The organism is Acutalibacter sp. 1XD8-33 (genome assembly GCF_003612555.1).
Classification (GTDB): Bacteria; Bacillota; Clostridia; order Oscillospirales; family Acutalibacteraceae; genus Acutalibacter.
This window is the reverse complement of record NZ_RAZF01000006.1, coordinates 24,276-38,685: the sequence shown is the minus strand read 5'-3', so window position 1 is coordinate 38,685 and position 14,410 is coordinate 24,276. Positions and strand designations below refer to the sequence as shown.

Here is a 14,410-nt window from a genome sequence, read left to right as displayed (position 1 = left end):
TTTAGGTGTCCTTGTCTACTTGATGGAACTGCTTGAGGTTCCCCTGCTTCTGGGCCCGCCGGTGGAGCTCCGCCTCCACGTCCTCCCAGGGGATGCCTTGGTTTACCATGAGCACGGTCAAATGATAGAGCAGGTCGCTGATCTCCAGCACAGTCTCCTGGTTGTCTCCATTTTTCCCGGCGATGATCACCTCTCCGCACTCCTCCGCGCATTTTTTCAGGATTTTATCCAGTCCCTGCTGGAACAGATAGCCAGTATAAGATCCTTCCGCCGCAGACTTCTTCCGGCCTGCCACCACTTGATACAGCTCGTCTAAAGCGCTCATTTCTTTTTCTCCTCCTGGCTCTCTCCAAAGATTTCCTTGTAGAAGCAGCTGGTGCTTCCGGTATGGCAGGCGGGGCCATTAGGGCGCACCCGCACCAGCAGGGTGTCATCGTCGCAATCGGCGGCAATGCCCACTACCCGCTGGGTGTTTCCGGAGGTCTCGCCCTTGTTCCACAGGGTCTTGCGGCTGCGGCTATAGAACCAGGTATACCCGGTTTTCAGCGTTTCCGCCAATGCCTCCTGGTTCATATAGGCCAGCATCAGCACCTGATTGGTGTCCGCGTCCTGAACCACCGCCGGGATCAGCGGGGACTTGCGGAAAAACCGGGCCAGCTCGTCCTCCACGGCCTCCGCTGTCTTGGACTTTCTGCCGGAGAACTTGTGGCAGGCCCGCACCGCCGCCTTCAGGTCCAGGGTTCCGGCGTAGAGGGCCTTCCCCGCGATGGCCCCGTAGAGGCCCAGGTCATAGAGATCGATCATGTCCAGCAGACTGCTCACTCCGCCGCTGGCAATGATATTGCACCCCACCGCCCGGTTCAGCCTGTCCAGCATTTCAAGATTGGGGCCGTCCTGGGTGCCGTCCTTGTGGATGTCCGTGCAGATAATGTACTGCACTCCCATATCCTCCACCCGGCGGGCCAGATCCAGATAATTGGTTTCGCTCTGCTGGGTCCAGCCCTGGGCCGCAGCCTTTCCCCCCAAGGCGTCGATGCCCACGGCAATCTGCCTGCCATAGGCCTTCACCGCCTCCCGGACGAACTCCGGATTCTCTAAGGCGGCGGAGCCCAGGATCACCCGGGCAATTCCGTGGGACAGATAGTCCTCCACCGCGGCCATGTCCCGGATGCCGCCCCCCAGCTCCACGCTCATGTTCACGCTCTGGGCCGTGCGGAGGATCAGGTCCCGGTTCACGGGCTTTCCGGCCTTGGCCCCGTCCAGGTCCACCATATGGAGCCAGCAGGCCCCCTGTTCCTGAAAGCTCCGGGCGGTCTCCGCCGGGTCTCCGGCCACCACCTGGGCCGTGGCGTAGTCCCCCCGGAACAGCCGCACGCATTTCCCCTCGTGGATATCAATGGCAGGTAAAATAATCATCTGCTCGCCTCCTGTTCCAATTTCTCGCAATAGCGGTTCAGCAGGTACTCGATATAGTCCCCCCGGCCGAAGAGCCTCCGGCTCTCAAGACTGCCGCAGGCACGGGCCAGTTCCCTCAGCGGCACCGTGGCCCGGACCCGCTGGGCGGGGCTCTCGTCCGCCGCCAGACGGCGCAGGATCTCCTCCGGGCCGTGGGTTTTCAGGTTCCCCAGCAGCCAGGGCCCTTTGGGCACGCCGAAATTGGGCGACACGTTCCACTCGCCGTCCACATAGAGCACCGGGGATTCCGTCTGGCCCAGGCTGGCCGTGCTCCCGTCCTCCAGCAGCTCCTGGCAGAGCAGCCGCTCCTCCTGGCCGAACGCCTCCTCCAGGCTGGAGGCCCCGAAGTGCCGCAGGGTGTGCTCCACTAGCTTTTGGGGGATCTTCTCCAGGTCCTCCGACGTGGGCCAGATGGGATAGAGGTTCTCGGCCTCGCCGTCGCAGGCGCCCTGGTGGGCGAACATGACGAAGGGGGGCCCGATCTCCCCGCAGCGCCGCTCCAGGTCCAGGGCCTCTGCGAGCCTTGTCACCTCTGGCAGCTCGTCCACGGTCTTTTTGTTGACGAAGGCCTGCAGCCGGGGGGCAATACCGGCCTCCATCAGGGCGTCTATGGCTCTCAGGATATCCCGGTAGGCCCCCTCCCGCCCGGTGAACCAGTCGGTGAGCGCCTCCCCGCCGAACAGGGTGAGCTGCACGCAACGCACCCCCAGGGATTTCAGCCAGGGGGCGTAGGAGGGGTCCCGGGCCAGACGCCAGACGCTGGCCAGCTCGAAACGCTCCGGCGGGACGGTGGAGAGCTCCTGGCAGAGGGCCCATTTTTCCCGGTAATCCTCGCCGAAATCCGGCTCCCTGTTCCAGTCGTAGACGGTGATGTCCTGGGCATAGGGCCGGAAGGCCTCCGCCGCGAACCGCAGGTCAGCCTCATCGAGCCGGGGATTGGGCCGCCACCCCACAAAGCAGTGGCGGCAGCGGTTTGGACAGCCCAGCATGTCCAGCACCACGTCGATTTTTTGATAGTTTGGCATATTGGTTCCTTTCCTGTCGTCCGGACTTTTTTGAGTGGTATATGGGCGCGTGAGTGCGCGCGCCGTCTGATTGCGGAGCACGAGGTCTGGCGGGAACTTTTGGCTGGGATACTGCGCTTAGAGCTGGCTGATTCCGATTTTCAGGAAACTTTTTCTCTTGTAAAAAGTTTCCTCTTGCCGCTTCGCGGCAATTCACCTTCAAAAATACGCTTCTCAGGTGTTAAGATCAAGGGAAAGACCTTGAGGGCGTTGAGTCTCAGCTGCCGCTTCGGTCGGTTCGCAGCTTGTCTGCCACTGGCAGACGCTCACCCCTCAAACTCCCACGAGCTTTTGAAAAAGCTCGACCAAAACTTTTACGGTTGTTCGGTTAGCTCGTCAAACAACATAAAACCTTCACGACGAATGTAATGAGGAGTAACGTTCGCGGTCCAGGGGCGTTAGGCCCCTGGTGGGGTTTGGGGCAACGCCCCAAGGTCTTATCCCCTCACAGGGCTCCTTTTGAGGAGAGCGCACCCTGGCCCGACGGCTCCGCGCCGTCCCGCAGGGCGTGGGCGAAGGCCTTGAACAGGGCCTCGATCATATGGTGGGAGTTCTTCCCGTAGCGGCAGTCCAGGTGGAGGGTGAGCCCGGCGTGCACGGCCAGGGCCCGGAAAAACTCCTCCGCCATGCAGCAGTCGAAGCCCCCGCAGCGCTCCTGGGGGAACTCCCCCCGGAACACCAGAAAGGGCCGGCCGCTGATGTCCAGGGCGCACTCCGCCAGGGCCTCGTCCATGGGGATGAAGGCGTGGCCGTACCGGCGGATGCCCCCCTTGTCCCCCAGGGCCTGCCCCAGAGCCTGCCCCAGCACAATGCCCACGTCCTCCACAGTGTGATGGCAGTCCACCTCCAGGTCCCCCTGGACCCGGACTCTGAGCCCCAGGCCCCCGTGCACCGCCAGGGCCGTGAGCATATGGTCGAAAAAGCCGATCCCCGTGGAAATCTCCCGCTCCCCGCCCTCCAGGCAGAGCTCCAGGGCGATGTCCGTCTCCGCCGTTTTCCGGCTGATCTTTCCCGTGCGGCTCATGGCGTTCCCTCCAAAATCTCCTGGAATTTCTGCAAGAACAGGCGGTTTTCCTGGGGCTTTCCGCAGGTGACCCGCAGCAGCCCGCCGGTGAAGCGCACCGCCACCCCCCGGCTCAGAAGCGCCTCCTGGGCCTCCTTAGCCCCCGGCATGTCCAGGGCGGCGAAATTGGTATCGCAGGGCAGCAATCGGAAGCGCCCCGGGTATTTCCTGCCCAACTCCTCCAGCCCGGCCAGCAGGTCCCGCCGGGAGGCCAGCACCGTCTCCAGAGCGGAGCGCAGCAGCTGGGGCCGGTTCAGCGCCGCCGCGCCGATCCCCTGGGAGAGGGCGTTCACGTTGTAGGGGGATTTCGCCGCCCGCAGGGCCTGGGCCAGCTCCTCCCGGCACACCGCGAACCCCAGCCGCAGCGCCGCCATGCCCATGGCCTTGGAGCAGGTGCGCAGGATGATGAGATTTTCATAGTCCTCCGCCTCGTCCAGCAGGCTCTGGCCGGAGAAGTCCATGTAGGCCTCGTCCAGGACCACCAGGCCCTCCACCCCCCGGATCAGGCGGTGGACCTCCTCTCTGGGCAGCACAATGGAGGTGGGATTGCAGGGGTTGCTGAAGATCAGCATCCGGACCCCCTCCCGGCGGCAGGTCTCGATCACCTCGTCCACATCCACGCGGAAGTCCCGCTTCTGGATGGGGACATGCCGTGCCTCCGCCAGAGCGCCTCCCTGGGCGTACATAGAGAAATCCGGCTCCAGAGTGGCGAAGGTCTCCCCCCGCATGAGGAACCCGGAGAAGAGCACGGAGATCAGCTCATCGGAGCCGTTCCCCGCCGTCACCAGCCGGGGGTCCACCCCGTAATACCGGGCAAAGGCCCCGCAGAGCTCCCCGGCGGCGGGATCCGGATAGCGGTTGAACGCCAGCCGGTCAATCAAGGCCTTGGACTCTGCCGCCACCTCCTCCGGCAGCTCCAGAAAGGACTCGTTGGCGTCCAGGTGGACGCAGTCTCCCCCGTCCACCGGCTCATAGGCCCGCAGGGCCCGCAGTTTTCCGTTCAGCTGATACATTTTATGCCTCCCCTTCCCTCTCTCCGTACTTCCACGTTCGCAGGCAGTACATCACCGTGTCGTATACGTCCTCAATGGAATCCTCCGGGTTACAGTAATGGCGGCTTCCCAGGCTCTCCCAATATTCCTGTTTGAAAAAGCGCTTTTTCTCCGATATTTCCACGTTGCTGTCGTCGAAGAAGATCTTGTACCGCCTCTTCCCGTTGTTAAAATAGAGGACGGCGGCTCTCCCCTGGCCGATCCACTCCAGCTCCCCCTGGCCCCGCAGGGCGCTATACACCTCTTCCAGCGTGTCCACCGCTACTCCTCCGCCTTGCGCACCCGGATGGAGTTTGCGTGGGCGGTGAGCTCCTCGGTCTCCGCCAGCAGGATGATGTCGTCCGCCGCCCGGAGCAGGGCGTCCTTGGGATAGTAGATGAAGCTGGACTTCTTCACGAAATCGTCCACGGAGAGGGGGGAGAAAAACCGGGCCGTGCCCCCGGTGGGCAGCACATGGTTGGCCCCGGCGTAGTAGTCCCCCAAGGGCTCGGGGGAGTAGTCCCCCAGGAACACCGAGCCAGCGTTGTCCAGCCTGCCCAGATACTCGAAGGGATTTTTGCAGCAGACCTCCAGGTGCTCCGGGGCCAGCTCGTTGGCGAAGTCCACGGCCTCGTCCATGGTGTCGCAGACGATCACCGCGCCGAAGGCGTCCAGGGACTTCTCAATGATCTCCCGGCGGGAGAGGGTCTCCAGCTGCCGGTAGAGGACCTCCACGGTTTTCCGGGCCAGCGCCGGGCTGTCGGTAATCAGCGCGGCGGAGGCCAGGGGGTCATGCTCGGCCTGGCTCATCAGGTCAGCGGCCAGGAACTCCGGGTTGGCGGAATCGTCGGCGATGATGAGGATCTCGCTGGGCCCGGCGATCATGTCGATGTCCACCGTGCCGTAGAGCTGCTTTTTGGCCGTGGCAACGTAGATATTGCCCGGGCCCACGATCTTGTCTACCTTGGGGACCGTCTCGGTACCGAAGGCCAGGGCCGCCACCGCCTGGGCCCCGCCCATGAGGAACACCCGGTCCACCCCGGCGGCAAGGGCGGCGGCGATGATGTTGGCGTCGGGACGACCCGCCCGGCCAGGAGGTGTGGCCATGACGATCTCGCCCACCCCGGCCACCTTGGCGGGGATCACGTTCATCAGCACGGAGGAGGGGTACCCCGCCGTGCCGCCGGGCACATAGACCCCGGCCCGGTGGAGCCCCCGCACCCTCTGGCCGGTGACCACGCCGCTGCCCTGGGGGTCGATGCGGCTCTGCTGTTTCTGCCTGCTGTGGAAGTCGTGGATATTGACGGCGGCCCGGTCCAGCGCCGCCAGAAAGGGGGGGGCACACTCCGCTGCCAGCCGCTCCATCTCCTCCCGACCCATCTCCAGGGCGTCGGGGGTCCAGCCGTCGAATTTTTTCGAATAGTCTTTCACGGCGCTGTCGCCGCCGGTGCGCACGTTCTCGATGATCTCCGCCACGACCCTCTCGATTTGGGGATCCGTGCGGCCCGCCCGAGCCTTGAGCCCGGCCACAAACTCCCGCCGCTCCTGGGGGCCGGCGCTGACTGTCTTTATCATGGCAATATCTCCTTAAATTTTTTTAAGACCTTGGGGTTGTCTCAGCTGCCGCTTCGGTCGGCGACGGGAAATCGCCACAGGCGATTGTCGCCCCCAAACCCCACAAACTTTTTGAAAAGAAGTTTAAGACGTTACCTTCGGTAAGTCTCAAAAACTTTTACCCACTCCTCGCTTTGCTCGTCGTGAACGTCTTACGGAACAACATTGACCGGTCCAGCTGGTCTTAAGCTGGCGGGGAGTTTGAGGGGTGAGCGTCTGCCAGTGGCAGACACGCCGCGAACCGACCGAGCCGGCAGGCGAGACTCGCGCAGCCCTCAAGGTCTTTGTCCTTAAACTCCTGAGAAACGCAATTTTTGCGGGGTGAATTGACAGGCGAAGCCTGGCAAGAGGGGTGCTTTTTGCAAGAATAAAAAGCACCCCTGGAAACCGGAACCGCCAGCTCTGGGCGCAGCTTCCCAGCCAAAACGCCCGCCCGGACCTGTGCTCCGCAACGAGCCTCCGCGCGCACTCACGCGCCCATATCATCATCCGTCTCCTAGAGCTGCGCCTCCAGCCGGGCGGCGAAGTCCTCGATCTCCCCCTTGCGCAGCTTCAGGCTGGCGGCGTTCACGATCAGCCGGGCCGAGACCTGGGCCACCGGCTCCACCACCGCAAGGCCGTTTTCCCGCAGGGTGGAACCCGTCTCCACAAGGTCCACGATGCCGTCCGCCAGGCCCAGAAGGGGGGCCAGCTCCACCGAGCCCTCGATCTTGATCACCCGCACGTCCATGGCCTTGCTCTGGAAAAACCGCCGGGCCACGTTGGGGTACTTGGTGGCAATGGTCTTGCCCTGGTAGCCCCCGTAAAAATCCGCCCCGGCCGGGGCCGCCAGGGCAAAGGCGCACTGGCCGAAGCGCAGGTCCAGAATCTCGAAGAACTGGCCGCCCCGCTCCATGATCACGTCCTTGCCCACCACGCCCAGGTCGCAGACCCCGTGCTCCAGATAGGTGATCACGTCCCCGGCCTTTGCCAGCACCGCCTCCAGGCTGTCCTCCACCGGCAGGATCAGCTTGCGGCCCTTGTCTCTCAGGGCGGAGCAGTCCAGCCCGGCCCTCTCCATCAGCTTCACGGTGGAGGTCTCCAACCGGCCCTTCGTCAGGGCAATCCGCAGCGGCCTCATGTCTCCCCGCCTCCCACATTGATTTCTATGGCTTCCTCTCCCACGCAGAGCACCTTGGGAATCCCCGCCTCTCTGGCCCGCTCCAGAGCCCTGGAACGGGCGTCCCACACAGAGCACTCGCAGGCAATGCCCAGGGAGGTCAGCTCCATCACCATCTTCTGGGCCTCCAGCTCCCAGCCCGGCTCCCCGTGCACCAGCACCTGGGGGGGCTCCTCCGGGTCCAGCCGGGGGGCCAGCAGCCGCGCCGCAGCCTCCATATCCATGGCAAATCCCGCCGCGGGCATGTCCGGGCCGAACATCCCGCAGAGCCGGTCGTAGCGCCCGCCGGTGAGCACGGGCCTGCCCTGGTCCTGGACATACCCGCTGAACACCACCCCGGTGTAGTAGTCGTTCCGCTGCACAAGGCCCAGGTCCACCATGAGACGGTGGCCCAGCCCCAGCTTGTTCAGGGCGCCATACAGGCCCCGCAGATACTCCAGGGTGCGGGCGGCCTCTCCGTCCAGCTCCCAGCTCTCCGCCTCGGCCAGGGCCTCCTCCCCGCCGAACAGCCGGGGCAGGCGGCGGATGGCCTGGGCCTCCGGGCAGTCCCCCAGGGGGTCCAGCAGCTCCCCCAGAGCGCCGTAATTCTTGGCCTCGATGGTGGCCCGGATCTCCTCCCGCTTGGCCGGGGACACCTCCAGCCGTCCGGCCAGAAGCTGAAACAGCCCCGCGTAGCCCAGCTCCAGGCGGAAGTCCTGGCTCACGGTGCGCAGGGCCTCCACCGCCGTACAGATCACCTCCAGGTCCGCCTGGATTCCGTCCGCGCCCAGCAGCTCCACCCCCATCTGGGCGGACTCGTGGCTGTGGCCGGACAGGGCCGGCCAGGTGCGGAACACGCTCTGGCTATAGTACAGGCGGATGGGGCGGCTGTGGCCCTGGAGGCGGGCGGCGGCCATGCGGGCGATGGGCAGGGTGGAGTCCGGCCGGAAGACCAGCAGCCGCCCGGCCCCGTCGGTGGACTTGTACATCTCCTCCTGGGGGATCGCCGCCAGACTGAACACATCGTAATACTCCAGCCCGGGGGTGACCACCTCCCGGTATCCCCGGCAGCGGAAGATGGCCTCCAGCCGCCGCTGGGCCTCCCGGTGGGCCCGGCACTCCTCGAAGAGCACGTCCCGGACCCCCTCCGGCGTGAGCTTGCTATACTCTCTCATGGGTTTTGATCTCCTTGCAATTTACTGTGCTACTATAATAAACTAATAAAGAGCTTTTGTCAAGAGGGAAAGTTTTTCGGGAGTCATACGGAGTGGCCTCCATGCGCACAGAAACGCGCATTCCGGCAAGATCGTGGGGTTTCGCCCCCACACGACGACCAGCTTAAGACCAGCTGGACCGGTCAATGCTTGTCAATAGAATCGTTCACGACGAACGAAGTGAGGAGTGGGTAAAAGTTTTTGAGACTTACCGAAGGTAACGTCTTAAACTTCTTTTCAAAAAGTTTGCAGGGTGTGGGACAGAGTCCCACGACCTTTCCATCAGCTCACGCCGCTCTCCAGGATGGCAAAGCCGCCGATTTCGCAGTCGATCTCCGCCAGAGCGCCCACCGGCAGGACCGTCATGGGCGTGCGGTGGCCGAAGTCCACGTTGGCCAGCACGGGAAGATCCTCCCGGCCCACTTCATATTTCAGAATCTTTCGCAAGATCCGGGTTTCCTCTTCTGTCATGGCGGGGGTGAGCAGACCCGCGCAGGCGCCCAGCGCGCCGCAGGCCGCCAGGGCCCGCCAGCCGTGGAGCCCGGCCAGAGCACTGCCATAGGGGGAGCCGTTTTCCACAAACAGGATGCTCCCCTCCCAGAGCTCTCTGCCGGGGAAGATATTTGTGCCCATTATCTGCTGTAACGGGCCCAGGCAGCCTCCAATGAGCCTACCCTGTACCTTTCCCCTGCCCTGGATAAGCTGGTAACCCGGGTTGTCATGCCAAACTATATCTTCTTCCGGCTTGTCCTGCCACTCGATAGGCGTGTATTTCGGGCAGGGAACTATCGGGCCGATGGCCTCGCCGGAAAAGAGCGCCCGGCGCACGGCATTCTCTGTGTAGCTGTCCAAATGTCCCGGCTGGGCGATGGGCGTGAGCAGGTTGGGGCCGTAGTAGCTCATGACCCCGGCATAGGCAAATATGCAACATGTGGTGGTTATATCTGAGAATCCCACGAATATCTTGGGATGGGAGCGTATAAGGTCGTAGTCCAAGTAAGGGAACAGACGGTAGGAATCGTCCCCGCCCATGTTCGCGATGATGGCTTTGACCTCCGGGTTTTCCAGCGCCCAATGGAGGTCAGATGCCCGGGACTCCGGGTGCTGATAGGTGTACTCGTTGCCAGCCAGGGCGTGGGGCGTTTCCACTACCTTCAGGCCGAAGACCTCCTGAAGCCGCCGCTTGCCCAGCTCGTAGCGCCAGATCATGTCCTTGTCGCCTGCTCTGCCGCCGGATATCGAAATCGTGGCGACGGTGTCACCTGGATGAATACGTTGGGGTTTTATCAGTTCTCTCATACTGTCTGCCTCCCTGTGATTTTTTAGGGCGTGTTCCCATATGCTGAGTATGCGGATTTTTGAGCAGATTTTTGTCAGATTCAAGGCAAAAATCCCCAGACGTACTTGCCGTACTACAAGAATTTTTAACGCGGAAGATGACGAAAATCTGCCAAAAAGGTGTGTGCGAACGCTTATGTGAACACGCCCTAGAATAGAGTGATCTGGTTGCTCTCTGGCAGGCCGCTCAAAGCCCCCACGCCCCGCAGGGTGTCGATCACCGCAGTGGAGACCTTCGCCCGGGCCTGCACGTCGTCCACAGAGATGTACTCCCCGCCGCTTTTCCGGGCCTCCTCCAGGCTGGCCGCGGCGGCCTCCCCCACGCCCTTCAGGCTGGAGAAGGGCAGGCGGATTTTCCCCTCCTCCACCAAAAATTGGCTGGCGGAGGATTTGTACAGGTCCACCGGCAGCAGCTGAATTTTTCTAGCCATCATCTCGTTAATGATCTGTAGGGTTTCAAACTCGGACTCCTCCTTGGCGCTGGCCTCCCGGTTTTTGATCCTCTGGTCCAGGTCCTGCATCCGCATCCGCACCTGATCCGGTCCGCCCAAGGCCGTAGCCCCGTCGAAGTCCGTGCTGCGCACGGTGAAGTAGGCCGCGTAGAACTCAATGGGCCTGTGCACCTTGTACCAACCCAGGCGCAGAGCCGCGATCATATAGGCTGCAGCGTGGGCCTTGGGGAACATGTACTTGATCTTGAAGCAGGAGTCGATGTACCACTGAGGCACGTCGTGGTCCTTCATGGCCGCGATATGCTCCTCTGTGAGCAACTTGCCCGCCTTACCCTTTCGCACGATCTCCATGATCTTAAAGGCCATCTTGGGGTCCAGGCCCTTATTCAAGAGGTAAACCATAATCTGGTCTCGAGTGCCGATGACCTCGGAAATGGTACAGGTACCTTCCTGGATCAGCTCCTGGGCGTTGCCCAGCCACACGTCCGTGCCGTGAGACAGGCCGGAAATCTGTAGAAAGTCGGAGAAGCGGGTGGGCTTGCACTCCTCCAGCATCCCCCGGACAAAGGGCGTGCCCAGCTCGGGCAGGGAGAGGGTTCCTGTTTTCACCCCGCCGATGTCCTCCGGGGTGATGCCCAGGGCCGCCGGGGAGCTGAACAGGCTCATCACCTCCGGGTCGCTCATGGAGACCTTCATCACCGGGATGCCGGTGTACTCCTCCAGATAGTGGTAGATGGTGGGCACATCATGGCCCAGCTCGTCCAGCTTGCACACATTGTCGTGGATGGAGTGGAAGTCGAAGTGGGTGGTGATGTTGGGGGATTTCTGGTCGTTGGCCGGGTGCTGCACCGGGCAGAAATCGTAGACCTCCATGCCCCGGGGGATGACGATCATGCCGCCGGGATGCTGGCCCGTGGTGCGCTTCACGCCGGTGCACCCCAGGGCCAGCCGCTTCATCTCCGCGTTGTGGAGGGTGCGGTCCCGCTCCTCCGCGTAGCTCTTCACATAGCCGTAGGCGGTCTTTTCCGCCACGGTGGAGATGGTCCCCGCCTTGAACACATTGTCCCGGCCAAAGAGCACCTCTGTATACCGGTGGGACTCGCTCTGCTGCTCCCCGGAGAAGTTCAGGTCGATGTCCGGCACCTTGTCCCCGTCAAAGCCCAGGAAGGTCTCGAAGGGGATGGTGTGGCCGTCTCGGTCCATGGGCTCCCCGCAGACGGGGCAGTTCTTGGGGGGCAGGTCGAAGCCGGAGTCGTAGCTGCCGTCAGTGATGAACTCGCTGTGCCTGCATTTGGGGCAGATATAGTGGGGCTCCAGGGGGTTCACCTCGGAGATGCCCGACATGCTGGCCACGAAGGAGGACCCCACGGACCCCCGGGACCCCACCAGATACCCGTGGGACTCGCTGTCCGCCACCAGCTTCTGGGCGGTCATGTAGAGCACGGAGAAGCCGTGTTTGATGATGGAGCCCAGCTCCTTGTTCAGCCGCGCCTCCACGATCTCCGGCAGGGGGTCGCCGTAGCGCTCCTTTGCTCGCCGCCAGGTGATCTCCACCAGCTGCTCCTGGGCCCCCTCGATGAAGGGCGGGAAATTGCCGTTGGGCACTGGGCGCACCCGGTCCACCATGTCCGCGATCTTGTTGGGATTTTCCACTACCACCTCGTAGGCTTTCTCCTTCCCAAGGTATTCGAATTCCCTGAGCATCTCGGCGGTAGTCCGCATATAGAGGGGGGCCTGCTGGTCGCCATCGGCGAAGTTTTTCATGATAACCCGGCGGAAATCCGCGTCCTTTGGGTCCTTGAAATGCACGTCGCCGGTGGCAACCACCGGCTTGCCCAGCTTCTCGCCGATTTTTATAATGGTGCGGTTGTACTCCCGCAGGCCCTCTTCATCGGTATCGCCGTTTCGCACCATAAACATGTTGTTGCCAATGGGCTGGATCTCCAGGTAATCGTAATACTCCGCGATTTTGCACAGGTTCTCGAAGCTCTCCCCCTGGACCATGGCCCGGAACAGCTCCCCGGCCTCACAGGCGCTTCCGATGAGGAGCCCTTCCCGGTGCTTGTTCAAAAGGCTTTTGGGAATCCGGGGGTGACGGTAGAAATAGTCCAGATGCCCGGCGGAGATGAGGCGGTAGAGATTTTTTAGACCAGTATGATTCTTCACCAGAATAATCTGATGATAGGACCGGAGCTTTTTCGGGTCCCCCCCGGCCAGGGCAGTGTTCACCTGGGCCACGGTTTTGGCCCCCTGCTCCCGCAGACGGCGGACCAGGTCCAGGAAGATTTCTCCCAGCATAGCGGCGTCGTCGTCCGCCCGGTGGTGGTTGAAATCCCCCAGCTTCAGGTATCTGGCCACGGTATCCAGCTTGCAGTCCTTGATGTCCTTCAAAAGGGAACGGCACATGGGCACGGTGTCGATATAGGGGGAGGCGAAAGGTCTGCCCGCGCGCTCGCCCGCCGCCCGGAGGAAGCTGGTGTCAAAGCCCGCGTTGTGTGCCACCAGCACCGCGCCCTCCCCGCAAAAATCATAGAATTGAGACAGCGCCTTTCTCTCGCCGGGAGCGTCCTTCACCATCTCATCCGTGATGCCGGTGAGCTGGGTGATCTTGGGGGGAATGGGCCTCTCCGGGTTCACGAAGGTGTCAAAATGGTCAGTAACCCGGCCGTCCCGGATCCGTACCGCACCAATTTCCGTAATCCGGTCCTTTTTGGCGGAGAGGCCGGTGGTTTCCAGGTCAAAGCAGATGAACTCCCCGTCCAGGGGATGGTTCGTCTCCCCCACGGCGGCGGGCACCAGATCGTTGACGAAGTAGGCCTCCACCCCATAGATTACCTTGAATTCCGGGTCCTCTTTGTTGATGGCCTCCTGGGCGTTCATTACCTCCGGGAAGGCCTGAGCTACTCCATGGTCGGTGATAGCCACGGCCTTCTGGCCCCATTTCGCGGCCTGGCGGATCAGCTCCCCGGCGGGGGTAATGCCGTCCAGCTCCGACATGCTGCTGTGCAGATGGAGCTCTACCCGCTTTTCCCGGGCGTTGTCCACCACTTCTACCTGGTCCACTGTGGCAATGGCCCGAGGCCGCAGCACGTTTTCCCGGTCATACTTATCATATTCCAGCGCGCCCCGCACCAGAATGGTCTGACCCTTTTTCAGCTTCTGATCCAGGTCCTTGCAGAGGCTTGCCTCCTGGATGATTTTCAGGGTGGTGGAGCTGGTATAGTCGGTGATATCGATGGAATAGATTTTTTTGGAACCATCCCGGGTTTCCTTGGATTGGACATCAAAAATCTCTCCCCACACTACAGCGTTGCCGGTTTCTAAGGTCAGATCCCTCAGGGGGATGGGCTTGCCCTTGGGCAGGGACCCCATCACCGGCCGGGCGGTTTCGGGAATAATCTGGGGCAAAAGGCTAGCTCCCTCCCGCACCTCGATCTTCCTCTTGGCGTTCTGGTCCGCCATGGCCTCCTCATATTCCTCCATCTCCTGGATCACAGCCTCCCGGCGGCGTAAGGTTTCCTCATGGTGGACCTGCTCCAGCAGAGAGCCATCCCCCTCCTTTACGGTGAGCTTTCCGGCGAATTCCACCAGACAGTCCACGCCAAACCAGTCCCGGATCAGCCCTGCCATCTTTCCGGCGGTGCCCCGGGCCTCCAGCAGCTCGTATCCCCCGTGGGCCAGGGCGACCACCAGCCTGCCGTCCTTCAGCCGGGCCTGTGCCCCCAGCAGGCTGCCGTTGAGGCTGGCATCCTCCTCTTTTAAGGCCGCCGCAAAGTAGGGAAGTTTTTCCGGGGAGAAGCAGTCCGCCGGAAAGCTGGGGCGCAGAATCAGGCGGCTCAATCCCGGCCCCTGGAGCTTCCGCCCCAGGCGCTGGATATCCTCGTACTCCACAAACTGAGAAAACCGGGCGGATACCTGGATGGACCGGTCCGCCCGGCTGATGGCCATGCCCGTGATCTCCCCGGCCAGAAGGGCTTGGGGGAAGGTCTCGCCGTTCAGCTCCTTTTGAAAAAACGCTCCGATGGTGGTCAAGCCGCCGCC

At 62.5% G+C, this 14,410-nt stretch carries 11 protein-coding genes; all 11 read right to left on the bottom strand.

Annotated elements, in window-relative coordinates:
* Window position 1 precedes the first annotated feature (1 nt).
* The 11 genes from hisE to D7X94_RS06440 all read right to left on the bottom strand — a co-directional run bounded on the left by hisE (window position 2) and on the right by D7X94_RS06440 (window position 14,401).
* Window positions 2-325, bottom strand: a complete 324-nt coding sequence (gene hisE, locus D7X94_RS06490; RefSeq protein WP_120426916.1) for a phosphoribosyl-ATP diphosphatase — start codon at window positions 323-325, stop codon at window positions 2-4.
* On the bottom strand, window positions 322-1,416 hold the full coding sequence (gene hisA / locus D7X94_RS19645) for a 1-(5-phosphoribosyl)-5-[(5-phosphoribosylamino)methylideneamino]imidazole-4-carboxamide isomerase (RefSeq protein ID WP_158590919.1): 1,095 nt from the start codon (window positions 1,414-1,416) through the stop codon (window positions 322-324). The genes hisE and hisA overlap by 4 nt, the downstream gene beginning before the upstream one ends.
* Complete coding sequence (locus tag D7X94_RS06480) at window positions 1,413-2,480, bottom strand: radical SAM protein (protein WP_120426915.1); 1,068 nt, start codon at window positions 2,478-2,480, stop codon at window positions 1,413-1,415. The genes hisA and D7X94_RS06480 overlap by 4 nt, the downstream gene beginning before the upstream one ends.
* Before the next feature lie 484 nt (window positions 2,481-2,964).
* Window positions 2,965-3,543, bottom strand: coding sequence for an imidazoleglycerol-phosphate dehydratase HisB (gene hisB, locus D7X94_RS06475; protein WP_120426914.1), 579 nt, complete (start codon window positions 3,541-3,543; stop codon window positions 2,965-2,967).
* Window positions 3,540-4,595: a pyridoxal phosphate-dependent aminotransferase gene (locus tag D7X94_RS06470; protein WP_120426913.1), complete on the bottom strand. Its 1,056-nt coding sequence runs from the start codon at window positions 4,593-4,595 to the stop codon at window positions 3,540-3,542. The genes hisB and D7X94_RS06470 overlap by 4 nt, the downstream gene beginning before the upstream one ends.
* Window position 4,596: 1 nt before the next feature.
* Entirely contained in the window at window positions 4,597-4,893 is a 297-nt protein-coding gene (locus D7X94_RS06465) for a hypothetical protein (RefSeq protein WP_120426912.1), read from the bottom strand.
* 2 nt (window positions 4,894-4,895) lie between these two features.
* Window positions 4,896-6,188 carry a histidinol dehydrogenase gene (gene hisD, locus D7X94_RS06460; RefSeq protein WP_120426911.1) on the bottom strand — a complete coding sequence of 431 codons (1,293 nt, stop codon included), beginning with the start codon at window positions 6,186-6,188 and terminating at the stop codon, window positions 4,896-4,898.
* A 535-nt stretch (window positions 6,189-6,723) separates the two neighbouring features.
* Window positions 6,724-7,347 carry an ATP phosphoribosyltransferase gene (gene hisG / locus D7X94_RS06455; protein WP_120426910.1) on the bottom strand — a complete coding sequence of 208 codons (624 nt, stop codon included), beginning with the start codon at window positions 7,345-7,347 and terminating at the stop codon, window positions 6,724-6,726.
* On the bottom strand, window positions 7,344-8,540 hold the full coding sequence (hisZ, locus tag D7X94_RS06450) for an ATP phosphoribosyltransferase regulatory subunit (protein ID WP_120426909.1): 1,197 nt from the start codon (window positions 8,538-8,540) through the stop codon (window positions 7,344-7,346). Before hisZ ends, hisG begins: the two co-directional genes overlap by 4 nt.
* Window positions 8,541-8,861: 321 nt before the next feature.
* Window positions 8,862-9,878, bottom strand: a complete 1,017-nt coding sequence (locus D7X94_RS06445) for a S66 family peptidase (RefSeq protein WP_120426908.1) — start codon at window positions 9,876-9,878, stop codon at window positions 8,862-8,864.
* A 188-nt stretch (window positions 9,879-10,066) separates the two neighbouring features.
* Window positions 10,067-14,401 carry a PolC-type DNA polymerase III gene (locus tag D7X94_RS06440; protein ID WP_330558177.1) on the bottom strand — a complete coding sequence of 1,445 codons (4,335 nt, stop codon included), beginning with the start codon at window positions 14,399-14,401 and terminating at the stop codon, window positions 10,067-10,069.
* Between the last annotated feature and the right edge of the window lie 9 nt (window positions 14,402-14,410).